This is a genomic window from Cupriavidus sp. 2TAF22 (assembly GCF_052115045.1).
Classification (GTDB): Bacteria; Pseudomonadota; Gammaproteobacteria; order Burkholderiales; family Burkholderiaceae; genus Cupriavidus.
The window spans coordinates 1-25,353 of sequence record NZ_JBFRFX010000032.1 but is presented as its reverse complement, the minus strand read 5'-3'; the positions used below and the strand labels follow the sequence as shown (position 1 = coordinate 25,353).

Genomic DNA, 25,353 nt, shown 5'->3' with positions numbered 1-25,353 from the left:
ACCGCGACGACCCGCTTTCTGGCATTGATCGCCAAGACGGGTGTGGATTTGCGCGTCCCCCCCAATCCTCTTTCCTCGCGCACTCGCGTTGGCTGGTGCGTCCGGTCGTTCAATCCCTGGTGCTGGCAAGCCACGCTAGCGGAACAAGTGGGTACGGTCGAGAAAGAGCATCGCACTTGTCCGCTCGGGTATGCGGGTGGTACGCGCTAGCTTGGCTAGTCATCGACACATTGCACGCTGGTTCAGTGATTCCAATCAGAGAAAGAATCTGGTTCCATCAGTAGTAACAAGAAGAGAAAAGGAGAGAGACACCAATGACCCTCAGGAACATCGCTCTTGCAGCACTGCTGGCTTGTCCGCCGGCTGCATTCGCGCAGTTGTCCGTCACGCTCTATGGCGTCGCGGACGTCAACGTCGAGTACGCCAATCACGTTGCCGCATTGCCCACGGCAAGCAACGGCTTCAATTCCGGTTCGGGGGCCAACGTTGTCCGCATGGATTCCGGTGGTTTATCAGGTTCGCGCTGGGGCCTGCGCGGTACGGAGGACCTTGGCCAGGGACTTCGCGCGCTTTTCGTGCTGGAGAGCGGCTTCGGTCTCGATACCGGCACCCTGCAACAAGGCGGCCGACTGTTCGGGCGGCAGGCATTTATTGGCGTGCAAGATGTGCGCTTCGGTCAGATCACCCTTGGCCGCCAGTACACCTCGGTGTTTGACGCACTCGCCAACTTCGTGCCAGGAGCCTACTCGACCCAGTATGAGCCCACTGTGTTGCAGCAGGGCGCCAACTACCGCGAGGACAACACCGTCAAGTACACCGGCAAGCTCGGTCCTATAACTGCCCTCGCTCACTGGTCGTTCGGTGCCGGGGTGGCACTGCCGGCCGCGGTGGGTGCGGCGGTGCCAATTGGCGGCAACGGTGAAGTCCCGGGCCAGTTCCGGCGTGACACCGCGTATGGCGCCGCGCTGGTCTATGGAGCGGGCCCGTTCGGCTTGACTGCTGGCTACGATCAGTGGAATCCGACCATCGGCACTGGCAGCGGTACCGCTAAGAAGGCTGCGGTCGCCGCAAGCTACAACTATGGGCCGGCGAAGGTGATGGGCGGCTATCGCTGGGGTCAGACCAAGAATGCGACCGACGTCCTGATCCAGCGTGATGACTACTACTGGATCGGCGGCACCTATCGAGTGACGCCGGCGGTTGGCCTGACGCTCGAGTACAGCTACGATGATCTCAAGAGCCTGTTCGGCAACACGAACGTGGCCAACCCGTGGCAGATCGCCTTGATTTCGACCTACTCGTTCTCCAAGCGCACCGATGTTTATCTGAGCACGGCATACGCGAAGCACGCCGGTCTGATGATGGAATCACTGGCGACGACTTTCGCCACCAGCCTCTCCGTGGGCAACAGCTATGCGCTGGGAAATGGCCAGACCTCAATGGTGGGTGTCGCCCTGGGCGTTCGCCATCAGTTCTGAGTGCGCTTGGGACACCGGCAGGAGTAGGTGGTAGGTGGCAGTCATCAGCACGTTGACGCTTCGCGCAGCGGCTCGACGGGCGTCCTCTAGCAAGGCGATGCATGTCGCCATGCACGCAATGATGCCTTGATAAAGCGCTCCTTCGCGCACTCCTGTCCGCCAACGCCACTCCGGGCTTGCAGATCGGACCCAACCCAGCCTGATCGGAAAGCGCGGGTGGCCACCGCAGACTTGGTACGGGGCAGTCACCGACTGCCGCAGCGCCGCCTTGCCAACCGCCGCGAATGCGCATGTAATGGCTGCGTGGCGGGCACAGGCAGTCGGGAGGCGAGATGCGCTGCACGAATTGCCAATTCGAGAACCCCTCGGGAGCCAGGTTCTGCGAGGAGTGTGGGCAAAAGCTTGCGCAGATCTGCCCGCAATGCGGCCACGCATCCAGCCCCGCCGCGAAATTTTGCGGCGCGTGCGGCGCGCTGCTGGCGGACACGGCGGCAGCCTCCCCGCGCGTGTCGCCACCGGTGTCACCTTTGCCGGCACCGATTCACTACACACCGCCCCATCTGGCCGAACGGATTCGCGCGGAGCAGGCCGCCATGGAGGCAAAAGGCGGGCACGCCGGTGGCGAGCGCAAGACGATCACCGCCCTGTTCGCGGACATGGCCGGCTCGACGGCATTGATCCAGGACCTGGACCCCGAGGAAGCCCGCAGCCTGATCGATCCGGTCGTGGCGCTGATGATGGAAGCTGTGCATCACTATGAGGGGTACGTGGCCAAATGCCTCGGTGATGGGATCCTGGCCCTGTTTGGCGCGCCAATCGCCCACGAGGACCATGCGCTGCGCGCACTGTTTGCGGCACTCCGCATGCAGCAGGCCATGCGCTGCCATAGCGACAAGGTGCGGCTGGAACAGGGTGTCCCGCTACAGATCCGGGTTGGCGTCCATACCGGCGAAGTGGTGGTGCGCTCGATCCGCAAGGATGACTTGCACACGGACTACGATCCGGTCGGCCACACGATGCATATCGCCGCCCGGATGGAAGGCGTCGCGACCCCGTCATCGATCCTCGTTAGTGAATCGACCCACAAACTGGCCGAGGGGTATTTCGAGTTCAAGGCCTTGGGGCGCACACAGATCAAGGGCCTGCGCGAGCCGCTGGCGGTGTATGAGGTGCTGGGCCTGGGCGCCTTGCGCACGCGCCTGCAGGTGGGGGCGCAACGTGGCCTGGCCCGGTTTGTCGGTCGCGAGGCCGAACTGAAGCGCCTGGGCGAGGCGCTCGAACGGGCCCGGGCGGCGCAAGGGCAAATCGTCGGGGTGGTGGGCGAGGCGGGCGTGGGCAAGTCGCGCCTGTTCCATGAGTTCAAGGCACGCGCGCAGCAAGGCTGCATGGTGCTCGAGACCTTCTCGGTGTCGCATGGCAGGGCGTTTCCCTACTTGCCACTGATCGACCTGCTGCGCAACTATTTCCAGATCACGGCGCAGGATGACGAACGCCGATATCGCGAGAAGGCCACCGGCAAACTCCTGATTCTTGATCGCGCACTGGAGGATCAGCTGCCTTACTTGCTCTACCTGCTGAGTATCGTTGAACCGGGTTCGGCATTGCCGACGATGGATCCGGCCATCCGGCGCCAGCGCACCTTCGAGGCGATCGCGCGTTTGCTGGTGCGCGAGAGTCAGAACCAGCCGCTCATGGTCCTGTTCGAAGATCTGCAATGGCTCGATAGTGAGACGGAAGCCTTTCTAAATGTGCTCATCGCCGAGGTACCGCGTGCCAAGGTACTTCTGCTGGTCAACTACCGTCCCGAGTACCGGCATGACTGGGGTCAACACACCTGCTACACCCAGTTTCATCTGGAACCGCTGGACCGGGCGGAGGCGCAGGGCTTGCTCACTGCGCTGCTGGGCGCGGACCCGTCCCTTGCGCCATTGAAGCAACTGATCCTGTCAAAGACCGAGGGCAACCCGTTCTTCATGGAGGAAGTTGTCCATACCCTGGCCGAGGAGAACGCGCTGCTCGGCCCGGCTGGAAACTACAGGATCGAGAAGGCGCCGTTGGCACTCCATATTCCGACGACCGTGCAAGGGGTGCTGGCGGCGCGTATCGACCGGCTGCCGCTGCCACAGAAGGAACTGCTGCAGACGCTGGCGGTCATTGGCGCGGAGTTCTCTTCCAGCCTGGTGCGGCATGTCACCGGGCAGCCGGAAGCATTGCTCCACCCGCTGTTGGCTGACCTGCAGACGGGGGAATTCATTTATGAACGTCCCGCCTTTCCCGAGGTCGAGTACGTATTCAAGCATGCGCTGACTCAGGAGGTGGCGAGCAACTCCCTGCTCTCGGAACAGCGCAGCCTCCTGCATGAGCGCACGGCCCAAGCCATCGAGGCGCTGTTTCCCGACCGGCTGAAGGAGTACTGGAGCGATCTGGCGCACCACTACAGCCAAAGCGGCAATGTTCCGAAGGCGGTCGACTATCTGCAGCTGGCCGGAAAGCAGGCACTCCAGCGTTCCGCACAACTCGAAGCAATCCGCCATCTCGGTACAGCCCTCGATCTGCTAAAAAGCCTGGCCGACAACCCGGAGCGCCAGCGCCAGGAACTGTCTCTGCTGCTGGCCCTTGGCCCGGCATGGACAGTAGCGCGAGGCGCCGGGGCGCCAGAGGTGGAGGCGACCTACACACGGGCCCTCGCCCTGAGCGAGCAAGGCGGGGAAACGCCGGAATACTTTTCTGCACAGCTTGGTCTGTGGTCCTTCTATCTTTTGCGCTCTCAACTCAAGACGGCGCACACACTGGCCGAGCGGCTACTCAGCCTCGCGCAGCACACGCGAGACCCGGAGCAGCTTGCAGAAGCGCACCGCGTGCTCGGGGCGACCGCCTTCCGCCTTGGCGAGATCAGTCAGGCGCGTACTCATACGGAGCAGGCCATGGCACTGCTCCGTCCAGACCACCAGTCATACGGGCATTTGCTGCGCGATGCGCGCAACCCCGCCGTGCATCTGCGTTGCACCCTGAGCTGGATCCTCTGGTACTTAGGCCTGCCCGGCCAGGCCCGGGCCCGCAGCGAAGAGGCTCTGGCAATCGCCCGAAAAACCTCCGACCCATTCGGCCTTGCCCTCAGCCTGATCTTCGCGGCTGAACTGTATCAGCGCCTTGGCGAACCGGAACAGGTGTTGGAGTACGCGAATGCCGCGCTCGAGCTTTCGAGCGAGCAGGGGTTTCCATTCTATCTGGCCAGGGCAACGATCCTGCGCGGCTGGGCGCTCGCCTGGCAAGGCAGCCACGAGGAAGGCATCGCACTGATACACCATGGACTTGATGCGCACGAAGCCACCGGCGCGGCACTGGGACGGCCCTCCATGCTGGGATTGCTCGCCGACGCATATGGGAGGGCAGGGCAACCCGAAGTGGCGCTTCGCGTATTGGCTGAGTCGCGGACGCTGGTGAGCAACACGGATGAGCGCTTCGATGAAGCAACGCTGATTCGCCGCCAGGGAGAGTTGATATTGCAGTCGCCTGTCGAGAATACGAGGTCGTCTGTCATGGCCGAAGAGGCAGAGGCGCATTTCCAGAAGGCAATCGCGCTCGCGCGTCGCCAGGGAGCCAAGTCAATCGAGTTGCAATGCGTACTGAGCCTTGCCCGGCTGTGGAAGCGCCAGGGCAAGGGCGATGCGGCGAATCAACTATTGATCGACATCCAGGCGACTTTCGCCGAGGGGGCAGATACCGCGGATTCGCGCCAGGCAAGAGAACTGCTGGAAGGGCTGTCGTAGGAATCCTTGGCGAAGATTTGTTGCCGCCCCCAAGGTCTCCAGTCAATCACGGCCCAATGTAGAGCCCCGTTCAACGATCCGGAATCCGACATCGACGACCCGCTCGGCAACCGCTTCCCCCCGGCACTCGTCCAGCAACATGCGGGCAGCCAGCTTGCCAATGTGGGCCCCGTCGACCTGCACGGTGGTCAGCGACGGCACCATGTGCGCCGCGAAGTCGGCATCGCCAAATCCGCACACCGCGAGGTCCTGCGGAATGCGCAGGCCGCGTGCCAAGGCCTCCGTAATGACGCCTTGCGCTAGCTGGTCGGAGCTGCAATAAATCGCTTCAATGCCGGGATCTCTGCCCAGCAGTTCGGACAATGCCTGCCGGCCCAGCGCCAAGCTGCTTGGCGCCGGCACCACGGCGGTCGGCACGTCATGCCCGACCGTCGACAGGAAACCTTCGCGGCGCACGGCCGCGCGCTGGTCGTCGCCGGTCGCGATACCCAGTCTGTGCCATCCCTTGCCGAGGAAAAAGCCGGCGATCGCGCTGCCGACCTTGAGATGGGAGAACCCGACGGCCATGTCGACGGGGCGGTCGGTCAGGTCCCAGGTTTCAACGACAGGGATGCCGGCGCGCCGCAACCGGTCGCGCGACACCTGCGAGTGGATCAAGCCTGTGACGATTATGCCGTCCGGGCGGCGGCTGATCATGGTGCCGAGCAGCGCCTCTTCACGGGCATGGTCATAGCCAGTCTGGCCCAGGATCAGCTGGTAGCCGGCCGCGTCCAGCGCGTCGGTCAGCGCCTTGATGGTCGGCAGGAACTGCGCCACCGCGATGTTCGGCACCAGTGCGGCCACCGTCAGGCTGCGGCGCGACTTCAGGCTGCCCGCCAGCAGGTTGGGGATGTAGCCGGTGGCTTCGACCGCCTGCTGCACGCGCGCAATGGTCTTCTCGGACACGACGCCCGGATTGCTGAGGGCCCGCGACGCGGTGATCAGGGAGACCCCGGCCTCACGCGCCACGTCATGCAGCGTCACGGATTTTGGGGTGTTGGAGTCGCTCATGCCAATTCAGACCTAGGGAAAATCGCTATGCCAAGTCACGAAGTCACCGGTTGATCCCGGGGAATGACAACGTTATCATACGCCCATTCCGCTCCGCAACGGTTCCATGCGGGTCAGAAAATTGATTGGAGTAGGGCGCCATATTCCTCTATAGGGACAGAGCGCCGCATTATACCCAGTCGTTCTCGCCCAAGAATGATAACGTTGTCATGTGCGGCAAGAAGGCCAACCGGCCGGACATCGAACCCATCCCATACCCGACGCACACATGACCCTTTCCAACCGACCCGACACCATCACCGGAATCCGGCTCTCTTCCTGCTATCTGCCGCTGGCGACCCCCATCAGTGACGCCAAGGTACTGACGGGCCGGCAGAAGCCGATGACCGAGGTGGCCATTCTGTTCGCCGAAATCCGGACCGCCAACGGCCATGAGGGCCTGGGCTTCAGCTATGCCAAGCGCGCGGGCGGTCCCGGCCAGTTTGCGCACGCCAGCGAAATCGCGCCGGCGCTGATCGGCGAAGACCCGAGCGATATCGCCCGGCTGTGGGACAAGCTGTGCTGGGCTGGCGCGTCGGTCGGCCGCAGCGGATTGTCGACGCAGGCAATTGGCGCCTTCGACGTGGCGCTGTGGGACCTGAAGGCCAAGCGGGCCGGGCTGTCACTGGCCAAGCTGCTTGGCGCGCACCGCGATTCCGTACGCTGCTACAACACCTCGGGCGGCTTCCTGCACACGCCGCTGGACCAGTTGCTCGTCAATGCTGCGGCCTCGGCCGCGCGCGGCATCGGCGGCATCAAGCTGAAGGTGGGCCAGCCGGATGGCGCACTCGACATCAAGCGCGTGGCTGCTGTGCGGGAACACCTGGGGGACGCCGTGCCGGTCATGGTCGATGCCAACCAGCAATGGGACCGCCCGACGGCGCAGCGGATGTGCCGCACGTTCGAGTCGTTCAACCTGGTATGGATCGAAGAGCCGCTCGACGCTTACGACCATGAAGGCCATGCGGCGCTAGCGGCGCAGTTTGACACCCCGATCGCGACCGGTGAAATGCTGACCAGTGCCGCCGAGCACTGGGACCTGATCCGCCACCGTGCCGCCGACTATCTGATGCCCGATGCACCGCGCGTAGGGGGCATCACGCCGTTCCTCAAGGTGGCAGCGCTGGCGGAGCATGCGGGACTGATGATCGCACCGCATTTTGCGATGGAACTGCATGTACACCTGGCCGCCGCGTACCCGCGCGAGCCGTGGGTCGAGCATTTCGACTGGCTGGAGCCGCTGTTCAACGAGCGCCTGGATATCCGCGATGGCCGCATCACTGTGCCGACAGCGCCCGGGCTTGGGGTCACGATGAGCGAGCAGGCCCGGGCCTGGACGCGCGAACACACCGAATTTGGCAATCAGTCGTAAGCAAGACCTGCACACCAGGTCGTGAGAACAAAAAGGAGACAACCGATGAAAAAGCTGATCGCATCTCTGCTGCTGGGTGCAGCCATGGTGACCGCGCATGCCGCGTGGCCGGAAAAGCCCGTGACGCTGCTCGTTCCCTTTCCCGCGGGCGGATCGACCGACAATGTCGCCCGCATCCTCAGTGCCAAGCTTCAGGCGCAGTTTGGCGGCAGCTTCGTGATCGACAACAGGCCGGGCGCAGCCGGCATGATCGGCGCCGCCATGGCCAAGCGCGCGCCGGCCGATGGCTACACGGTGTTCGTGTCGTCGCTGGGACCGTTCGTGATCGGGCCGCACCTGAGCAAGAACGCCGGTTACGATCCGCTCAAGGACTTCGACTACATCAGCGTAGCGGTGCAGGCGCCTAACGTGCTGGCGGTACCCGTCAATTCGCCGCACAAGAGCCTGAAGGATGTCATCGCTTTCGAAAAAGCCAATCCCAACAAGATGACGTTCGCCTCGGCCGGCAATGGCACCAGCGACCACCTCACCGCGGAGCTGTTCTGGCAGCAGACCGGCACCACCGGCCTCCACGTGCCGTACAAGGGCGGCGCGCCGGCGCTGAACGACCTGCTTGGCGGACAGGTCGATGCCACCTTCATGAACATCAACACCGCGATCCCGCATATCAGGGCCGGCAAGCTGCGCGCGCTTGCCATCACCAGCAGCAAGCGCTCGCCGATCCTGCCGGACGTGGCGACCATGGAAGAATCTGGCGTGAAGGGCGTGACGGTCTACTCGTGGCAGGCCGTCGCAGCGCCCAAGGGCTTGCCGCCGGAGATCAAGGCCAAGCTGCATGCCGCCGTGGTCGCGGCGCTCAACGACCCGGCGGTCAAGCCCAAGCTGCTCGACCTGGGTTTCGAGATCGTCGCCAATACGCCGGAGCAGTTCACGGCGTTCCAGGCGTCGGAGTATGCGCGCTGGAAGAAGGTCATCGAGGTGGGCATGATCACGGCAGATTGATGACTGCCAGCCTGGACAACGCGATCGATTCGTATGGCGTTGTCCGGGCGCGACCCCGGGTCACGTAGAGCGAGGTATTTCCGTCACTCCGGCATCCCCGCCGCGACCCGCGCCAACTCCCGAGTGTCCACGAAGTCGTGGACACGTTTAGCTGGGGCTACGTTGACGCTATCAATATTTCTCTCAAGCCGCCGCTCGAAGCGGCTGAGGTGGAATGGGAAAGCCCGGTGTCGAAGCGGAAAATAGCATTGGCACCGGGGTATTCAGTTGGAATCCTTGTCGCACAACCCGAAGGAGACACGATGCGAACGACCAGAGCGGTATTGCAATGCATGGCAGGCATGCTGATGGCGATGGCCACGGCGGCCGTGTCGGCGCAGCCCAAGTATCCGGCCGCGCCGGTCCGCATGCTGGTCGGCACGCCAGCAGGCGGGACGACGGATGTGATCGCCCGTTTGATTGCGGCCAAGATGAGTCAGTCGCTGGGTCAAAGCGTCGTGGTGGAAAACCGTACCGGCGCTAGTGGCCTGATTGCCGCCGAAAGCGTGGCAAAGGCGCCCGCGGATGGGTACACCGTGTTGATGGCATCATCGCAACTGGCAACGTACCGGGCGCTCTTCGCGACAACGAAGCTGGATCCGGAAAAAGACCTCGAGCCGCTTGGCATCATCGCAACGTCTCCGTATGTGATGGTCGTGCATCCATCACTACCAGTGAAGAGTCTGCCGGAACTGCTGGCGTATGCGAAAGCCAATCCCGGCAAGATCTCGTACGCCGGGTCGACGCCGGGTACCGCGCAGCATCTCGGCTGGGAACTGATCAAGAGCCAGGCGGGAGTCGACATGCAGTATGTGCCCTACAAGGGGACCAGCGCACTGATGCCCGACCTGCTCGCCGGGCGGCTGCAGGCAGGTATTGACAACGTGGCTATCCTGACCCCCTACATCAAGAGCGGACAACTGCGCGGGATTGCTGTCACCAGCCCGTCGCGGACGACGCTGCTCCCGGATCTGCCGACCGTAGCGGCCTCCGGCGTTCCCGATTTCCAGGCAATGGGCTGGTTTGGCGTTTTCGTGACAGCCAAGACACCGCCCGAGGTCGTTACCGCCCTGAAGAGCGCAGTGCGATCTGCCGTGGAAACCGCGGAAGTAAAGGACAAGCTAGCCGGCATGGGAGCGGAACCGCAGAGCGGCGATGCGAATGCATTGCGTACCCTGCTCAAGCGGGAAACCACCGTCTGGTCAAAAGTTATCAAAGACCACAACATCTCGGTTCAATAGTTGCCGCGGGATGGGTGCAGAAGTCGGATAGTCACATCGGAGTAGAAGGTGTCGAAATCGGCGCTCCCCGATTTTTGCACGCTCTCCTTCGCGCCGTCCGGCTCCTTAGATCCTTAGTGCCGCTCAGGCGCGGGTCCAACGTAGCGGCCGCGCGGACGAATGACCTGCCCGACGCTCAATTGCTCCAGGCTATGTGCAAGCAGCCCCACGCTGCGGGCGGTTGCAAACAGGCCAAATGCCGCATCTTCCGGCAGTCCGTAGTGCGTCACCAAGGCCGCCAGCGCCACGTCGATGTTGGGCTGCAGACCTGTCAGTCGAGTCGCCTTCTCGATGAAGCGCGCGATCACGGGCGGTGGGTCGAACAGATTCAGCAGCGCAGTCGCGCGGGGATCGCCTTCGGGATAAAGGTGATGCCCGAATCCGGCAAGCGGCAGACCGGTGGAGAGGTGGTGGGCAATGACTTCGTCCTCGCCCTGACGCTCCAGTTCACTGAACAGCGCCTTCACTCGTCCCGAGGCATCGCCGTGCAATGGGCCGGACAGCGTGGTCAGGCCCGACAACAGGCACGCCGGCAGCGATGCGCCAGTGGACGCCGCGATCCGCGAGGCAAATGCGGAACTCGTCAGCTCATGGTCGACCAGCAGGACCATGGCGGTGCGCAACAGTTCCGCCACCGGCGCCGGCTGCTTCCAGCCTTGTGCAAAGCGGATGTGCAACGGCTGCTGTCCCGGCTGCGCGCCGAATGAATTTGCGAGTTGCCCCACCAAGCTCTGGCCTTCGCCATGCAGGACGCGCGTCATGCGCCCATGTGTGGAATGTCCCGTCGCGGCAAGTTCCGCCAGGGTCTTGAAGGCCGCCACGCGCCCAGGACGGGTCACTCGGGCAGACGACGAGAAATCTACCAGTTGCTCTGCATCCCAGAGAAGATGCGCAGTCTCTTCCAGCGTGGCTGATCCGGCCAGCGCCACGGCGTCCTGCCCCCGGTAGTACAGCCGTTCCCGCACGAACGTGGAAATTGCGGTCGGAATACTTGGCTCTGCACCGAACAGCGTGTTGGTGGCCAGCGTCTCGTATTTGCGCCCCGCTTTCTTGCGCTTGGCGAGCGTCGCCACGTCCTCGGCGCGGTACAGGCTGCGGCGCGTGTCAATGGGGTCGGACACGACTTCGATCTTGCCACGGCTAACGTAGGCATACACCGTCTGCGGCCGTACTCCCAGGCACGTACACGCCTCCTCCATCGATATCCAGGCTCCCATTCGTCACTCGCTTGGCTAATTTATATTGATTTTATATATCAAGATTGCGTTGGTAATCAACTATTGCCTACGATGTGTCCACCTTCCATGCCTGACATCCACTGCTCATGAAGCCGCAGATACTGCAACTGAATCCCATCCTGATTCCCGCCGCGAACGAAGAGCTTGCCGCGCTCTATCAGGTCCACAAATACTTCGAAATCCAGGACCAGGCCGCATGGTTGCGGCAACATGGCGCGTCCATCCAGGCGGTGATCACCGGCGGTCACACCGGGATTTCCCGCGCGATGCTGGAACAATTGCCTTCGTTGAAAGTGGTGGCCGTCAATGGGGTGGGCACCGACGCAGTGGACCTGGGCTATTGCCGCGAGCGTGGCCTGCCCGTCACCGCGACGCTGGGCGCGCTGACCGAGGACGTGGCCGACCTGGCCATCGGTCTGTTGATCGCGGCATGCCGCAACATCTGCGCAGGCGACCGCTTTGTCCGGGACGGCCAGTGGGAACTTCACCCCTCGCCGTCCGCCATTCCGCTGGCGCGCCGCTTCAGTGGCATGCGCGTTGGCATCGTCGGCATGGGCCGTGTAGGTCGCGCCGTGGCCACGCGGGCGGCGGCTTTTGGCTGTCCGATCCGCTATACGGATTTGCGCGCCATGGACGACGTGCCGCATACATTCGTGGCCGACCTGATCGACCTGGCGCGCGACAGTGATGCGCTGGTGCTTTGCGCGGCAGCCGACAAGGCCGAAGGCATCGTCAATGCGGCCGTACTCAATGCCCTCGGCCCGCGTGGCTTCCTCGTCAACGTGGCGCGCGGCCGCCTGGTCAACGAGACCGATCTCGCGCAGGCCATCGAAGCGGGCAGTATTGCTGGCGCGGGGCTGGACGTCTTCGTCGAGGAGCCGCGCGTGCCATTGACGCTGCGCCAGTCTGACCGCACCACGCTGCAGGCGCACCGGGCCAGCGCCACGTGGGAAACGCGCGGTGCCATGGCTCGCATGGTGCTGGACAGCGTGGCGCAAGCCCTGGGTGGCAAGCGCCCCACGATGAGCCTGACCACCTGAGCCAGCAGCTTCGGAGCACGAACCTCATGATCGATTTCGTTCTGCCGCCGCCAGTGCCGTGCGCGCTACCCGTCGCGGACAGCACCACGCATTTCCCGATCGCCCGGGTGTTCTGCATCGGTCGCAACTACCGCTGGACGCCCGACGAACCGGCACCGCCCGACATGCCAGCCTGGTTCATGAAGCCGGCCACCGCAGTCGAACTGGCTCGCGACGCGTTGCCCTATCCGCCCGGCACCGACGAGTTCTGCCATGAGGTCGAACTGGTCGTCGCGATCGGGCGCGGGGGGCGCGATATCGATCCGCGCGATGCATCGGACCATGTCTGGGGCTACGCAGTCGGCCTGGACATGACGCGTCGCGACCTGCAACAGCAGGCCAAGCGGGCGGGTGGCCCATGGGAGCCATCGAAAGCGTTCGACCATTCGGCGCCGTGTAGTCCGATCGTAGAGGCGTCGCGCTGCGGACATCCGGGCGAAGGCGCGATCCACCTTTCGGTCAACGGGGCCGAGCGGCAGCGTGCCGACCTGTCCGGGCTGCTCTGGCCGGTGGCGGAACTGGTGTCGATGCTGTCCCGCTCCGTGGCGCTGATGCCCGGCGACCTGATCTTCACCGGTACGCCAGCGGGCGTGGGGCCATTGCAACGTGGCGACGTGGTCCACGCCGGCGTGGACGGCATCGGTGAATTCACGCTAACCGTCACCGGGTAAGCGCAGCATTACCCCTGTACTACCTGTCGACATCACAACCTCCCATTGGAGACCATCTTGAATGCATCCAGAAAAATCGCGCTGGTGACAGGAGCCGGCAGCGGCGTGGGCCGTGTCACCGCACTGGCCCTGCTCGATGACGGTTGGACCGTCGTGCTGGCCGGCCGGCGCGCCGAACCGCTGCAGACGCTGGTGGCCGCCGCCGCCGCACGCGGGCAAACCGCGGCGGCCGTGCCCACCGACGTGACCGATCCTGCCAGCGTGCAGGCACTGTTCGACACGATCGAACGCGAATTTGGCCGGTTGGACATGCTGTTCAACAACGCAGGCGTGAACGCGCCAGCGGTTCCGATGGATGAGTTGTCGCTGGACGCGTGGTTCAACGTCATCAACACCAACGTCACCGGCGTATTCCTGTGCGCGCGTGCCGCGTTTGCGCTGATGCGCCGGCAGTCGCCGCAAGGCGGACGCATCATCAACAACGGCTCGATCTCCGCCCACACGCCGCGCCCCTTCACCGCGCCCTATACCGCAAGCAAGCACGCTGTCACGGGCCTGACCAAGGCACTGGCGCTCGATGGCCGCGCCTACAACATCGCCGCGGGCCAGGTGGACATCGGCAATGCGCTGACCGAGCTGTCCGAACGCATGACACGCGGCGTGCGGCAGGCCAACGGCACCATCGCGCCGGAACCGATGATGGACGTCAGCCACGTTGCCAATGCCGTGCGGCACATGGCATCGCTGCCGCTTGACGCCAACGTCCTGAACATGACCGTCATGGCTAGCGCAATGCCGTTCGTCGGCCGCGGCTGACACCGCCGATACCGCTGACACCGATTACCGCGCTCCCACGGCTTCGCATCCGTGGGACGCCAACAGAGTTGACATCAGTTAACCAGCATCCAGACGGAGACTCTTCATGCGAATCCCCACACGCCACCTCGCGACCTTGATCGGCACCATGACCGGCTGCGCCGTCATGATGATGATGTCCGGCGCGGCCTCGGCCCAGAGCAACTATCCGGCCCGCGCGGTCACCATCATCGTGCCGGCGCCGGCCGGCGGTGGCATTGACCTGATCGCCCGCGTCGTCGGCGAAAAGCTGTCGGTCAAGCTCGGCCAGCCGTTCGTCGTCGAGAACCGCCCCGGCGCGTCCAACAACCTGGGCACCGCGATTCTTGCCAACGCCAAGCCCGATGGCTATACCATCGGCATCGTCGGCGGCAGCCACAACATCAACAAGTTCCTGTTCAAGAATCTGGGCTGGGACCCCGAAAAGAGCTTCGAGCCGATCGTCTATACGCACGAGATCCCGCTGGTGTTCGCGGCCTATCCCAAGCTGCCGGTCAAGACGGTGCCCGAACTGCTGAGCTGGATGAAGGCCAATCCCGCCGAGGCCAAGGTGGCGACGTCCGGACGTGGCAGCGCACAGGAGATGGCCGCCGAAATGTTCCGCATGGTCAGCGGCGTGCCGGTGCTGCTGGTGCCGTACAAGGGCTCCTCCGCGGCGCATCCTGACCTGATCGCGGGTCGCACCGTGCTCTATATCGACACGATCAGCGCCATCCAGGAGCAGGTAAAGTCTGGCAATGTACGAGCCATTGCCGTCTCTACGCGCAAGCGTTCCAGGGCATTGCCCAACGTGCCCACTGCCGAGGAGCAAGGGCTGAAGGGCTATGATGCCAACACGAACGGTGGCTTCCTGGCGCCCGCAGGCACGCCGAAGGAAATCGTCGCCAAGCTCAACGCCGAGATCAACGCCGCGCTGAAGCTTCCGGAAGTACGAGCCAAACTGGAAGCCGCTGGCATCGAGGTGCAAGGCGGTACGCCGCAGGATTACGCGGCACTGATCAGATCGGACCTTGCGAAATGGGGGAAAGTGGTCAAGGAGGCGGGAATTCAGTTGGAGTAGCGGCCACCTGCTTTCGTAGGCCTGCCGTTCGATGATCGTCAGGTCAATGTCGACAGGTTGTGGGCACCCGGCAAATGCAGCCTCGCCGAAGAATGTAGCTCTTAAGAGCCACGCGCTTGTTCGGACTGCTGAAAACGGGATGATTGCTCGCGGTTACGGAGCGATCGGCCCACTCGTGGCAATACAGGCCATCCTTCTCGCTCGTCTGCCAAGCTATCTCGTTTGATATTGCGTCTTGCCGAACAGAATTTCGCGGGCCTTGTCGTCTCCTTCCGGCTTGCGCAGTTCCGCCATGACCTTCAGGCCCCGCCGGACGGCGGGACGCTCGGCGATCTTGTCAAACCATGCCTTGAGGTGAGGATAGTCGGTGAGCGTGATGCCTTGCTTTTCCCAGCTACGCAGCCAGGGAAAGATCGCGATGTCCGCGATGGAGTATGCGTCACCGGCAATGTAGCTGCGCTTGGCCAACTGCTTGTTGATGACGCCGTAGATGCGTCTCGCTTCATTGGTATAGCGGTCGATTGCATACGGCAGCTTCTCACGCGCATACAGCCTGAAATGGTGCGCTTGCCCGAGCATCGGGCCAACGCCACCGATCTGGAACATCAGCCACTGCAGGACATCGTAAAGCTTGTGGTCGTCAGTCGGCAGGAACCGGCCGCTCTTGGTCGCGAGGTAAAGCAGGATTGCACCGGATTCGAATATCGAGATGGGCTTGCCGTCCGGACCGTCCGGATCGACGATCGCAGGGATCTTGTTGTTCGGGCTGATGGCGAGAAAATCGGGCTGAAACTGATCGCCAGCGCCGATATTGACCGGGTGGGCCAGATAGGGAAGCTCGGCTTCCTCCAGCATGATGTGGATCTTTTGCCCGTTGGGCGTGGGCCAGGAGAAGAGATCGATGGGAGCTTGGGTCATTGGGTGCGAGTTGCTCTGATGAAGGTTCTTAGAGGTCGGTGCGTGCATAGGGCAGAGCTGGCCGCCCGGCTCGGTGCGCTGCGCATCCTGCGAGCTATTCGGGTTTCACTCCGGCCTGGTTGAGCCGTTCGAGAATCACGCGAGTGTTGTCTTCCGCCCACGTGCGGAACTCGGCCTGCGATTTCGAGGGCGCGACCTCGCTGCCAGTGCCGAGCAGCTTGGCCTGAAGCTGTGGGTCGGCCAGCACCTTGCTGGCTGCTGCGAAGAGCCGGTCCGATACCTTCGGCGGTAAACCGGCAGGGCCGAACAGTCCAAACCAGAAGGTGAAATCGAAGCCTGGCAATCCTGCATTTGCCAGGGGTGCCAGGTCCGGCGCAATAGCCGATTGCCGGGGAGTGGTGACGCCCAGCATGCGCAGCGCGCCACCGCGGCCAAGCGGTAACACGGAGGCGGCGGTGCCAAAGGACAACTGCACGTTTCCTGCAGCCACCGCCTGCAGTGCCGGGCCGCCGCCCTTGTAGGGTACGTGCGTCATCTTCACGCCCACGGCTTTTTCGAACGACAGTGCGGCAATGTGCGGCAGGCCGCCAACGCCCGAGGACGAATAGTTCAGTTCGCCAGGCCCCTTCTTCCTGGCGTAGGCGATCAGGTCGTTCAGGTTGGCAATGCCCATGTCCTTGTTGACCGCGAGAATCAGCGGCGACACCGTGAGCCTGGTGATGGCCGTGAAGTCCGCCGGTGTGTACCTGGCCTTGTAGAGCGCCTGGTCAATGCCATACAGCGTACCGGTTGCCAGCCCCAGCGTGTAGCCGTCGGGCGCCGCCCGTGACAGGATCGACGACGACAGTGTGCTGCCGGCGCCGGGTTTGTTGTCGATCAGAATGGGCTGGCCAAGCTCCTTTGCCATCGCGTCCCCGACGATGCGGGCGACGAAATCGGCCGCTCCTGATGGCGAATAGCCGACTAGGATGCGGATAGGCTTGTTCGGGTAGGTCTCGGCCTGGGCCGGGAGGGCGGAAATCGTGATGAGGAGGGCCGCCGCGATGTGGGCTTGAGTCATGGATCGTCTCCTTCCTTATGGATTGGGACGCGCTCGCTGGCGGATCGGCATCGCCGGCGCGCAATCCCTGCGTGGTGACGTCAACGCCCGGTAAACACCGGAGCCCGCTTTTCAAGGAACGCACGGCGGCCTTCCCGGTAGTCATCGCTGTCAAAGCAGCGATCGACCAGCGCAGAGATCTCCTCGGCGTCTTGCGCGGCCGAGTACCGTTCGAACGCTCGTACGGCGGACTTGGCTGCATGCACGGTCAGCGGCGCGTTGCCAGCGATGCGGCCCACATATGCATGCACTTGCTGCGCAATCTGCGCTTCATCGACGACAAAGTTGACCAGGCCGATGCGCAGGGCCTCATCGGCCTCGAGAAAGCGTGCGCTGAACAGCATGTCCTTTGCCGTCGACGGGCCAACCAGGCGTGCCAGCGCGGCGATGCCCGCGTAGTCATAGCCCAGCCCCAGCCTGGCGGCTGGAATGCCGAACTTCGAGCCCGGCGTGGCGAAGCGGACGTCGGCACTCAGCGCGAGGGCCAGGCCGCCGCCGATACAAAAGCCCTCGATCATCGCTACCAGCGGTTTGCTCAAGCGTGCCAGACCGGTGTGCGCACCAGACGCGATGTCCGCGTAGGCCTTCTTTTGCTCGGCATTGGAACGATGTTCTTCGAACTCCGAGATGTCGGCGCCCGCCACGAAAGACCGGCCGCCGGCGCCGCGCAGCACGACCACGCGCACTTCCGGGTCGGCCTGGAAGGCTTTGATCGCCTCGCCCAGTCCCTGCCACATTTCGAGTGACATCGCGTTGCGTCGCGCGGGGTTGTTGAATGTGAGCCAGCCGATGCCTTGGTCAGCCTGCGCGATGATCTTTGCCGTGGCGAGCGGCAGTTCGCGTGCGGTGGCGGCGGTCACGCGATCGCTCCCGCGGATTTCAGTCGCTCTATCTCGTCAGGGGCGTAGCCCAGTTCCGTCATCAGTGCTTCGGTCTGTTCTCCGGGGTCAGGGGCCGCGTGATGGAACTGGTCGGGATGCGGGAAGGAGGAAAGGTTGATCGGTGAACGGATCAGATCGACCGTCCCCAGGACCGGATGCGTCGCGGGACGCGTCATGCGCAAGTGCTTGACCTGCGGATCTTCAAAGGCCTGGCCGATGTCGTAGACCGGGCCGCAGGGCACGCCGGCTGGATTCAGGCGCGCGACCAGGTCGGCCACGGTGAATTGCCGGGTCACCGCATTGATGTCCGCGTCCAGTTGGCGGCGATGCGCTACGCGCGCCTGCATGTCCTGATAGTCAGGGTGCGCCTGCAAGGCCTCGGCCCGCAATGCCCCGCAGAAGCCGGCCCACATCGGCGGCGTGCTTGCACAGATATTGACCAGCCCATCGCTGGCCTCGAAGGTGCCCATGGGAACCTGGGTGGGATGCGCGTTGCCTTCCTGGACCGGCACATCTCCCTTGACCGTGTAGCGCGCGCCCTGGAAGTCCAGCTTGTTGAGCATTCCCTCCAGCAGCGAGGTATGCACCCATTGGCCCTCGCCGGTGCGCTCGCGATGGAGCAGCGCCAGCAGAATCCCTTGACCCAGGAACATGCCCGCGGTGGTGTCGGAGATGGCGATGCCGACCCGGACCGGACCGCGGCCGGGCTCGCCGGTGACCGAGCTGAGCCCGGACATGCCCTGGACGATCTGGTCCACGCCGGGACGCTCGCTGTACGGCCCTTCCTGGCCGAAGCCGGAAATGCTGGCCAGGATGATCTTGGGATTGATCTGCCTGAGTTGTTCATAGGTCAGCCCCAGCCGCTCTTTGACGACGGAGCGGAAGTTCTCCACCACGACGTCGCTCTGCGCGATCAGGCGCTTGAGCACCTCCGCGCCCTGCGACGTCTTCAGGTCGATACAGAGGCTGCGCTTGTTCCTGTGGAGGTTCTGCTCGTCCGACTCGCGCCGGCGGCCCGTGACCGAGCCACGGTCCTTCAATGGCGGTGGCTCGACTCGCGTCACGTCCGCTCCCCAGTCCGCAAGCAGCCGGACCGCCGTGGGGCCGGCGCGCGCAATGGTCAGGTCCAGGACCTTGAAGCTGGAAAGTGGAAGGCTGGGCTTGGGTTGGTCAGGCATGAAAGGAGCACTCTCCAAAGGCATGGTTGTAGGGTTGCCCGCGGCTGCAATCCCGCAGCCGCGGGCAACGGACGAACGAAACAGCGCCCGATGTCAGGCAAGCGTGGGCAGGAGGCGAAATGCTGGCGCAGCGTGGTGAGCGCATTTGGCTTGCTGGCACGGCCGTGCTGGCGGAGCACTACGAAAGTCGGGCGGCAAGGCGCGAGATGTTGCCAACGGGCTCCCGCGCCTGTCGAACGCATGGAAGTGCTTTATGCGCAACGGCACGTTTGTCTCCTGCAAGCCGATTCATGATCGCGAATGCATGGCTTAAGTGTACGTTGGTAGCAGTTAAAAATACACAACACACTTGTAAGTATTTATACTGTGGTTTCGCATCGATTATGACGCTAAAATAAGCGACGTTATGCATACACAGATGTCGCAAGTCCAGCCTTACCGTCTCGACGGAGCCCCGAAAGGCATCGCCGGGAGGAAGCCACTGCGAGCAAATGTGCGCGGCTGCACGGTCTCGGCCGCAGGCTTCGACGCCAGCGTCGTCGTCTCCTAACCATGCAAAGCACTTCCGTTGGGGAATTCACATGGAAACAACCGCTATCCGCATCCACAGCCACGGTGGCCCGGAGGTACTCGAAATCTCGACGGTCGACGTCGGCGAACCGGGCCCGGGAGAAGTGCGGATCCGCCAGTCCGCCATCGGGCTGAACTTCGCCGACATCTATCAGCGGCGCGGCGAGCACGGGCCCCACAGCGCCGCGCCGTTCCCGATCACGCTGGGCTCGCAGGGGGCGGGCGTGATCAATGCGCTGGGGTCCGGAGTCGAGGGATTGCGGCTTGGCCAGCCGGTTGCCTGCTTTCAGCCGGGGGCCTACCAGGCAGTCCGAAACGTGGCGGCTTCGCGGGTGATTCCATTGCCCGACGGATTCCCGCAAGACGTGGCCGGTGCAAGCCTGCTGCGCGGATTGACCGCCGAGTATCTGTTGCGCCGGCTGTACGTCGTCAAGCCTGGCGATGCCGTTCTGGTCCACGCTGCTGCCGGCGGCATGGGCCAGATCCTCTCGCAATGGGCGCGGGCACTGGGTGCCACGGTGATCGGCACGGTGGGGTCTGACGCCAAGGCGACGATTGCGCAGGCATACGGCTGCCACCATGTCATCAACTACCGCACCGAGGATTTCGTGGCCCGCACCCTGGAATTCACCAAGGGTGCAGGCGTGGCCGTGGTGTATGACGCGGTGGGCAAGGATGTCTTCCTGCCCTCGCTCGACTGCCTGAAGCCGCTAGGCATGGCGATCAACTACGGCACTGCCTCCGGCGATGTGGAGCGTTTTGATCTGCAGCGGCTGCATGCCAGATCGTTGATGGTGTGCAGGCCAACACTGCGGACGTTCATCAGCGAGCCGGCCGACTTGAGACGCGGGGCCGACGCTCTATTTGACGTGGTGCGCGGCGCAGCCGTGCAACTTGAAGTGAACCGGCGCTACGCGCTGACCGAGGTGCGGCGCGCGCACGAAGAGCTCGAGAGCCGCGCCACGACGGGATCGGCAGTGCTGATTCCTTGATAGGGAAATGATGGAAATGACCATGAAACTGTTCCACGGCTGGCTGTCGAGCGCATCGCGTCGGGTGCGGCTCTGTCTTGCGGAAAAAGGGGTGGACTACGAAAGCGTGCCCATCGATATGAGCAAGCAGGAGCAGCATTCACCAGAATACCTGGCAATGAATCCCAACGGCGTTGTGCCCGCTCTGCTGCTCGCGCCAGGAAAGTCTCTGTACGAGAGCTCGACCATCTGTGAGTACCTGGATGACATTCATCCGGAGCCGCCCCTGCGGCCGAGCGACCCGTTCGATCTGGCCGTGATGCGTAACTTCGTGCGCTGGACCGATGAAAAATCCTTGCCGAACCTGCTGATCCTGAACTGGAGCATCGCGCTGCAACCCGGTGCGGGCCAGTGGACCGACGCGCAACTCCAGGAGCGGCTCGCACGGATCCCAACCGCGGAGCGCCGGGAAGCGTGGATCCGCATTGCCCGCAATCCCTATACCGACGAGGAGAAGGCGGCAGCCCTGCACAAACTGCTGATGCTGGTCGACAAGATGGAAGAGATGCTGGCAGGGTCGCCGTGGCTGGTGGGCGAGCGCTACTCGCTGGCCGATATCGCAGCCGTACCCTTTATCGCCCGCATCGACGAAATTGCGCCCGAGGCACTGGCCGCTGCCACACATCCCCGCGTCCATACCTGGTGGCGCGAAGTGCGGCAGCGCCCGGCGTTCGCGGCCGCGCGCTTCGATCGGTTCGACGCCGCGTTGCGCGCGCGTCAGCTCGAATCCGCCGCTACTCAATAAAGCCTGTCTTCACGAGATGAGCCGGCTTCGGGCCGCAGTTAGTGTAGGCCTTGAATCAGGCCCCAGGCCGCTCAGCGCGAGACACGCAGTGGGCTGAGGCCCTTGCACAGTAAGCCGGCGCCAAGTTCGACTGACACCAGCGGGCATCGCGGCGCAACGCGACAACCGCAATGCAACCATCTTTCAGGACATGACCATGACCGAATCGTCCGGCCTTCCGACCCTTGCCCAGGCAGGGCGCATCGCCACCATTACCTTCCAGAGGCCAGAGGTCGCCAATCGACTGGGACCCGAGGACTTGGCAGAGTTGCATCGCCACATCGAGACAGTCAACGCCGGCGACGCTCTGGTGTTGCGCATTCGTGGGAGGGGAAAGTACTTCTGCAGCGGCTTCGATATCGGCAGCCTGGCTGGCGGGCAGGGTGGCCAGGATGCCCGGCGCGCCCAGAGCGGCTCTGGCTTCGAGGAACTGGTCAACGCGCTGGAAGATTGTCGGCCGGTTACCATCGCCGCGATCAACGGTGGTGTCTATGGCGGCGCCACCGATCTCGCGCTGGCTTGCGACTTCCGCATCGGGGTCAGGCAGACCGAGATGTTCATGCCGGCGGCACGCCTCGGCCTGCATTTTTATCAGCGTGGCATGGAGCGCTATGTCACGCGCCTTGGCCTGGACACGGCCAAGCGGTTGTTCCTGACGGCCGAGACGCTCGATGCCGAGGAACTGGCGCGCTGCGGATTCCTAACCTCGCTGGTCGACGCGCAGCAACTCGAAGACCGCGTGGATGGCCTGAGCGCCACCATCGCCGATATGGCGCCGCTCGCGGTGATCGGCATGAAGAAGCACCTCAACCATATTGCCCGCGCCGTACTGGACGTACAGGTCCTGGCTGCCGATATGCAGCGTGCCGTGCAATCGGCGGACATCCGCGAGGGCGCGTTGGCGTGGAAGGAGAAACGCAAGCCCCGCTTCACCGGGCAATAGGCGAGCCCAGGCTCCGCCATTGCCTGCGCCACTACCATGATAAGAAATCCGGAGACAAAGATGAGTATCGCGAAACGCTTCGCGGCCGTAGCCGTACTACTGGCCGCGCCGGTGTCGCTTGCCTGGGCGCAAGGCACCTACCCCAGCAAGCCTATCCGGCTGATCGTGGGCTTTCCACCGGGGGGCGGCGCCGATGCCGTGGCCCGCGTGGTGGCCGAGCGCATGTCGCGCGAGTTGGGCCAGACCATTGTCATCGACAACAAGCCGGGTGCCGGCACCACCATCGCGGCCGAGGCCGGTGCGCGTGCCGAGCCGGACGGCTATACGCTGTTCATGGGCAGCGCGAACATCTTCGGCTCTGACCGCGTCCTCTACAGGAACATCCGCTACGACGGCCAGAAGGACTTCACCGCCATTTCGCGGTGGACCATCGCGCCCATGGTGCTGACCGTGAACAAGGATCTGGGTGTGAAAACAGTGCAGGATCTCGTGGCCAAGGCCAGGCAGAATCCCGGCAAGTTCTTCTATGCATCGTCGGGCAGTGGCGGCGCGCCGCATATGGCCGGCGTCTATTTCAACAAGCTCAGCGGCACGCGGATGGAACACGTGCCGTTCAAGGGCGGCGCGCCCGCCGTCACCGCGGTGATCTCAGGCGACGCGCAATTGATATTCGGCACACCGCCATCCGTGCTGCCGATGGTAGAGGCCGGCAAGCTCCAGGCGCTCGCGGTGACCTCGGAGAAGCGATCGCCGTTGCTGCCGAAGCTGCCGTCGGTTGCGGAAGGCGGCCTCAAGGGCTACGACCTGACATTCTGGTTCGGGCTGTTCGGGCCGGCAGGCCTTCCTCCTGCCGTTGTGCAGAAACTGTTTGTGGCCAGCCAGAAAGCCTTGGGCGACCCGGAGGTTGTCAGCAAGCTTGCAGCGCAAGGCAATGAGGCGCTAGCCTCGGCATCGCCGCAGGAGTTCAGGCAGTGGGCGATTGCCGAAGGCGCAAAGACCAAGCAGTTGGTGGAGCAGTCCGGCGCCAAGCTCGACTGAAGGAGGGCAGAGTGGCCATTTGCGTATGCGCAGTTCTCCTGTGGGGCCGTCCAGGGCGGTAGAATTGCGCATCTCCATATACGCAAGCTGCAATGTCGGAAGAAAAAATGAGCCGGTCAGAAGCCATCCGCTTCGCCCTGGAGGAGGAAATCCTGTCGGGAAAGCTGCCTGGTGGCGCACAGATCGACGAGCAGCAACTCGTGGAGCGGTTCGACGTATCGCGCACGCCGGCGCGCGAGGCCCTGATCCACCTTGCCGCGGCCGGCCTCGTGACACTTGTGCCCCGGCAGGGGGCCGTCGTGTCGTCCATTACCTTGCGCGAGTATGTCGCGTTCAGTGAAATACTTGTGCAGCTAGAGGCCCTGGCGACCCAACTTGCCGCCCGGCGAATGTCGCTGGAGGAGCGCCAGGCTTTGCGCGAAGCATTCGAGGACGGCGAAGCCGCCGCCCAGAGTGGCGATGCTGAACAGTACCGCATTGCCAACGACACCTTCCACGGTATCTTGTACGACGGCAGCCGAAATGACATCCTGAGTCGCCAGATCCGCACCATGCGTGCGCGTATGCGCGGTATGCGTGATTTCCGCTTCGAGCAGCCCAGCCGGGTCCGCGCGTCGCTTGAAGAGCATCGGGCCGTCCTCGATGCCGTGCTGCGTGGCGACGAAGACGGCGCCGCGCAGGCCATGATTCGCCATATTTCGGCCGGCGGAAACGTCTATGCAGACATGATTGCGGCAATGCCCGGCGACGATGTTGGCGGCCGGGCTCGCGCCAAACGCCCGTGAACGCGGGAGCGTTTCCCAGTTCAGGGTGGTCTGGGCGATATCGCCTGCTTGCCCAATCGCCCAGGCTACTGCCTTGCCATGCCAACGGAATGCTGGCCTTTTCTCGGGAATCTGGTGTCGTCGATGATCACCACCCCAGGTGCGCCTGCGCGCGCACCTGCTCCAGCGCATAGGCGCGCACCGCATCCAGCATGGCTTCGTCCGACCACGGTGCCATTGCCGACGAAATGATCCAGGCGCCAATGAAGAATTCGGTACTACTGGCGGCGGACGGGAAAATCCCGCTGGCCGACGCGTGCGAACTGAGGGACAAGGAAACGCCGATGATTGCAGGACGGGGGGCGCAAAACCGCGTAAGTGCAATAGCGTGCCCTCTACATCGAAACTTAAGGTATGGCAGAGGAGGTCGGTCGCCTCAGAAGGATCACCTTGTCCTTTCCGGCAAGACCAAGTACTGCAGCAGCCATGCTTCCAGAGCCAGCCAATTGCCCGCTGTGTGGCCCTGCCGCTGAACGGATTCGGTCGCCCCAACTACGGGGATTCCGTTACACCTGCCCGAGCTGCGCTTCGTTCGTGGGAAATACTAGCGAAGTCGTTCCTAGGATTGGCGAACGTTTCGGCAGTCCACCAAAGGGGCGGACTGCCTCCATGTGTAAAATGACGGTACATTACCGCCGCCTCCGTGGGGTAGTGTTGCTGGTTTGATGCATTGGGGTTGCACTCAGGCGACGGGGTGCACGCAATTTTGAACTGTCGTCTTGATTGATTCCTCGTGAGCTTATGGTGGACGAAACAACAGATATGACTTTGCAAGAACGGATTGCAAAGGTATTGGCGGATCGCATCATCAAGGGTGTGTTGAAGCCCGGCGAGCGGTTGCGCCAAGACACCTTCGCACACGAGTTCAACATCAGTCATGTACCTGTACGTGAAGCATTTCGTCGGCTCGAATCACAGGGGCTCGTGCTCAGCGAGCCCCGCAAGGGCGTCAGAGTTGCGCATCTCGACGAAGCGTCCCTCGTAGAAATCACAAGGATGCGAGCGGCATTGGAAACCTTGGCGCTGCGGGTAGCAGTACCGCTTATCAGGGACAGTGATATCGCTGACGCAGCCACAGCAATCGAACGCGGCAACCATGCCTCGGATATCGAGGAATGGGAAAGCTGTAACCGCGCTTTTCACGGAGCATTGAT

At 63.4% G+C, this 25,353-nt stretch carries 22 protein-coding genes; 15 read left to right on the top strand and 7 right to left on the bottom strand.

The features are described from left to right. Positions 1 to 314 precede the first annotated feature (314 nt). On the top strand, positions 315 to 1,478 hold the full coding sequence (locus AB4Z48_RS29875) for a porin (RefSeq protein ID WP_441620694.1): 1,164 nt from the start codon (positions 315 to 317) through the stop codon (positions 1,476 to 1,478). Positions 1,479 to 1,810: 332 nt separating this feature from the next. Continuing rightward, positions 1,811 to 5,248 carry an adenylate/guanylate cyclase domain-containing protein gene (locus AB4Z48_RS29870; protein WP_441620692.1) on the top strand — a complete coding sequence of 1,146 codons (3,438 nt, stop codon included), beginning with the start codon at positions 1,811 to 1,813 and terminating at the stop codon, positions 5,246 to 5,248. A 42-nt stretch (positions 5,249 to 5,290) separates the two neighbouring features. Here AB4Z48_RS29870 and AB4Z48_RS29865 read toward each other — a convergent pair whose 3' ends face one another. Continuing rightward, positions 5,291 to 6,298 (bottom strand): LacI family DNA-binding transcriptional regulator, encoded by a 1,008-nt coding sequence (locus AB4Z48_RS29865; protein WP_441620690.1) that lies wholly within the window; start codon positions 6,296 to 6,298, stop codon positions 5,291 to 5,293. Between the two features lie 268 nt (positions 6,299 to 6,566). On the opposite strand from AB4Z48_RS29865, the gene AB4Z48_RS29860 reads away from it, so the two are divergent. The 3 genes from AB4Z48_RS29860 (at position 6,567) to AB4Z48_RS29850 (ending at position 9,991) form a co-directional block, all read left to right on the top strand. Next, the gene (locus AB4Z48_RS29860) at positions 6,567 to 7,709 is read left to right on the top strand and encodes an L-talarate/galactarate dehydratase (RefSeq protein WP_441620688.1); all 1,143 of its coding nucleotides are present in this window, start codon (positions 6,567 to 6,569) and stop codon (positions 7,707 to 7,709) included. A 45-nt stretch (positions 7,710 to 7,754) separates the two neighbouring features. Continuing rightward, positions 7,755 to 8,711 (top strand): Bug family tripartite tricarboxylate transporter substrate binding protein, encoded by a 957-nt coding sequence (locus AB4Z48_RS29855; RefSeq protein ID WP_441620686.1) that lies wholly within the window; start codon positions 7,755 to 7,757, stop codon positions 8,709 to 8,711. 137 nt (positions 8,712 to 8,848) lie between these two features. Next, positions 8,849 to 9,991, top strand: a complete 1,143-nt coding sequence (locus tag AB4Z48_RS29850; RefSeq protein WP_441620684.1) for a Bug family tripartite tricarboxylate transporter substrate binding protein — start codon at positions 8,849 to 8,851, stop codon at positions 9,989 to 9,991. Positions 9,992 to 10,104: 113 nt separating this feature from the next. On the opposite strand, the gene AB4Z48_RS29845 is transcribed toward AB4Z48_RS29850, so the two are convergent. Beyond that, positions 10,105 to 11,247 (bottom strand): citrate synthase family protein, encoded by a 1,143-nt coding sequence (locus AB4Z48_RS29845; protein ID WP_441620682.1) that lies wholly within the window; start codon positions 11,245 to 11,247, stop codon positions 10,105 to 10,107. A 107-nt stretch (positions 11,248 to 11,354) separates the two neighbouring features. On the opposite strand from AB4Z48_RS29845, the gene AB4Z48_RS29840 reads away from it, so the two are divergent. From AB4Z48_RS29840 to AB4Z48_RS29825, 4 genes are all read left to right on the top strand, one after another. Further along, positions 11,355 to 12,308, top strand: coding sequence for a 2-hydroxyacid dehydrogenase (locus AB4Z48_RS29840; RefSeq protein WP_441620680.1), 954 nt, complete (start codon positions 11,355 to 11,357; stop codon positions 12,306 to 12,308). Between the two features lie 26 nt (positions 12,309 to 12,334). After that, entirely contained in the window at positions 12,335 to 13,018 is a 684-nt protein-coding gene (locus tag AB4Z48_RS29835; protein ID WP_441620678.1) for a fumarylacetoacetate hydrolase family protein, read from the top strand. Positions 13,019 to 13,075: 57 nt separating this feature from the next. Then, positions 13,076 to 13,834: an SDR family oxidoreductase gene (locus AB4Z48_RS29830; protein ID WP_441620676.1), complete on the top strand. Its 759-nt coding sequence runs from the start codon at positions 13,076 to 13,078 to the stop codon at positions 13,832 to 13,834. 148 nt (positions 13,835 to 13,982) lie between these two features. Then, positions 13,983 to 14,933, top strand: coding sequence for a Bug family tripartite tricarboxylate transporter substrate binding protein (locus AB4Z48_RS29825; protein WP_441620799.1), 951 nt, complete (start codon positions 13,983 to 13,985; stop codon positions 14,931 to 14,933). A 213-nt stretch (positions 14,934 to 15,146) separates the two neighbouring features. Here the strand turns inward: AB4Z48_RS29825 and AB4Z48_RS29820 are convergent, their stop codons facing one another. From AB4Z48_RS29820 to AB4Z48_RS29805, 4 genes are all read right to left on the bottom strand, one after another. Then, entirely contained in the window at positions 15,147 to 15,851 is a 705-nt protein-coding gene (locus AB4Z48_RS29820) for a glutathione binding-like protein (protein ID WP_441620674.1), read from the bottom strand. Between the two features lie 94 nt (positions 15,852 to 15,945). Further along, on the bottom strand, positions 15,946 to 16,911 hold the full coding sequence (locus AB4Z48_RS29815; RefSeq protein ID WP_441620672.1) for a Bug family tripartite tricarboxylate transporter substrate binding protein: 966 nt from the start codon (positions 16,909 to 16,911) through the stop codon (positions 15,946 to 15,948). An 80-nt stretch (positions 16,912 to 16,991) separates the two neighbouring features. Then, positions 16,992 to 17,810: an enoyl-CoA hydratase gene (locus AB4Z48_RS29810; RefSeq protein WP_441620670.1), complete on the bottom strand. Its 819-nt coding sequence runs from the start codon at positions 17,808 to 17,810 to the stop codon at positions 16,992 to 16,994. Then, complete coding sequence (locus AB4Z48_RS29805; RefSeq protein WP_441620669.1) at positions 17,807 to 19,009, bottom strand: CaiB/BaiF CoA transferase family protein; 1,203 nt, start codon at positions 19,007 to 19,009, stop codon at positions 17,807 to 17,809. The genes AB4Z48_RS29810 and AB4Z48_RS29805 overlap by 4 nt, the downstream gene beginning before the upstream one ends. Positions 19,010 to 19,590: 581 nt before the next feature. Here AB4Z48_RS29805 and AB4Z48_RS29800 point away from each other — a divergent pair. The 5 genes from AB4Z48_RS29800 to AB4Z48_RS29780 all read left to right on the top strand — a co-directional run bounded on the left by AB4Z48_RS29800 (position 19,591) and on the right by AB4Z48_RS29780 (position 24,160). Then, a complete protein-coding gene (locus AB4Z48_RS29800; protein ID WP_441620667.1) occupies positions 19,591 to 20,571 on the top strand; it encodes a quinone oxidoreductase family protein in 981 nt (326 codons plus the stop codon). A 22-nt stretch (positions 20,572 to 20,593) separates the two neighbouring features. Continuing rightward, positions 20,594 to 21,355, top strand: a complete 762-nt coding sequence (locus tag AB4Z48_RS29795; RefSeq protein WP_441620665.1) for a glutathione S-transferase family protein — start codon at positions 20,594 to 20,596, stop codon at positions 21,353 to 21,355. 196 nt (positions 21,356 to 21,551) lie between these two features. After that, positions 21,552 to 22,337, top strand: coding sequence for an enoyl-CoA hydratase/isomerase family protein (locus tag AB4Z48_RS29790; RefSeq protein WP_441620663.1), 786 nt, complete (start codon positions 21,552 to 21,554; stop codon positions 22,335 to 22,337). Between the two features lie 60 nt (positions 22,338 to 22,397). Further along, entirely contained in the window at positions 22,398 to 23,375 is a 978-nt protein-coding gene (locus AB4Z48_RS29785; protein WP_441620661.1) for a Bug family tripartite tricarboxylate transporter substrate binding protein, read from the top strand. 92 nt (positions 23,376 to 23,467) lie between these two features. After that, positions 23,468 to 24,160 (top strand): GntR family transcriptional regulator, encoded by a 693-nt coding sequence (locus AB4Z48_RS29780; protein ID WP_441620659.1) that lies wholly within the window; start codon positions 23,468 to 23,470, stop codon positions 24,158 to 24,160. A gap of 65 nt (positions 24,161 to 24,225) precedes the next feature. On the opposite strand, the gene AB4Z48_RS29775 is transcribed toward AB4Z48_RS29780, so the two are convergent. Continuing rightward, positions 24,226 to 24,369 carry a hypothetical protein gene (locus AB4Z48_RS29775; protein ID WP_441620657.1) on the bottom strand — a complete coding sequence of 48 codons (144 nt, stop codon included), beginning with the start codon at positions 24,367 to 24,369 and terminating at the stop codon, positions 24,226 to 24,228. A 592-nt stretch (positions 24,370 to 24,961) separates the two neighbouring features. Between AB4Z48_RS29775 and AB4Z48_RS29770 the strand changes: the two genes are divergently transcribed. After that, positions 24,962 to 25,353, top strand: a 392-nt coding sequence (locus AB4Z48_RS29770; protein ID WP_441620655.1) for a GntR family transcriptional regulator, incomplete at its 3' end; no start/stop codon positions are given.

Bases quoted from the DNA above. Each gene is read 5' to 3' on its own strand.
- AB4Z48_RS29875 (WP_441620694.1), top strand. From the start codon at position 315: ATGACCCTCAGGAACATCGCTCTTGCAGCACTGCTGGCTTGTCCGCCG.
- AB4Z48_RS29870 (WP_441620692.1), top strand. From the start codon at position 1,811: ATGCGCTGCACGAATTGCCAATTCGAGAACCCCTCGGGAGCCAGGTTC.
- AB4Z48_RS29865 (WP_441620690.1), bottom strand. From the start codon at position 6,298: ATGAGCGACTCCAACACCCCAAAATCCGTGACGCTGCATGACGTGGCG.
- AB4Z48_RS29860 (WP_441620688.1), top strand. From the start codon at position 6,567: ATGACCCTTTCCAACCGACCCGACACCATCACCGGAATCCGGCTCTCT.
- AB4Z48_RS29855 (WP_441620686.1), top strand. From the start codon at position 7,755: ATGAAAAAGCTGATCGCATCTCTGCTGCTGGGTGCAGCCATGGTGACC.
- AB4Z48_RS29845 (WP_441620682.1), bottom strand. From the start codon at position 11,247: ATGGGAGCCTGGATATCGATGGAGGAGGCGTGTACGTGCCTGGGAGTA.
- AB4Z48_RS29840 (WP_441620680.1), top strand. From the start codon at position 11,355: ATGAAGCCGCAGATACTGCAACTGAATCCCATCCTGATTCCCGCCGCG.
- AB4Z48_RS29835 (WP_441620678.1), top strand. From the start codon at position 12,335: ATGATCGATTTCGTTCTGCCGCCGCCAGTGCCGTGCGCGCTACCCGTC.
- AB4Z48_RS29825 (WP_441620799.1), top strand. From the start codon at position 13,983: ATGACCGGCTGCGCCGTCATGATGATGATGTCCGGCGCGGCCTCGGCC.
- AB4Z48_RS29820 (WP_441620674.1), bottom strand. From the start codon at position 15,851: ATGACCCAAGCTCCCATCGATCTCTTCTCCTGGCCCACGCCCAACGGG.
- AB4Z48_RS29815 (WP_441620672.1), bottom strand. From the start codon at position 16,911: ATGACTCAAGCCCACATCGCGGCGGCCCTCCTCATCACGATTTCCGCC.
- AB4Z48_RS29805 (WP_441620669.1), bottom strand. From the start codon at position 19,009: ATGCCTGACCAACCCAAGCCCAGCCTTCCACTTTCCAGCTTCAAGGTC.
- AB4Z48_RS29800 (WP_441620667.1), top strand. From the start codon at position 19,591: ATGGAAACAACCGCTATCCGCATCCACAGCCACGGTGGCCCGGAGGTA.
- AB4Z48_RS29795 (WP_441620665.1), top strand. From the start codon at position 20,594: ATGAAACTGTTCCACGGCTGGCTGTCGAGCGCATCGCGTCGGGTGCGG.
- AB4Z48_RS29790 (WP_441620663.1), top strand. From the start codon at position 21,552: ATGACCGAATCGTCCGGCCTTCCGACCCTTGCCCAGGCAGGGCGCATC.
- AB4Z48_RS29785 (WP_441620661.1), top strand. From the start codon at position 22,398: ATGAGTATCGCGAAACGCTTCGCGGCCGTAGCCGTACTACTGGCCGCG.
- AB4Z48_RS29780 (WP_441620659.1), top strand. From the start codon at position 23,468: ATGTCGGAAGAAAAAATGAGCCGGTCAGAAGCCATCCGCTTCGCCCTG.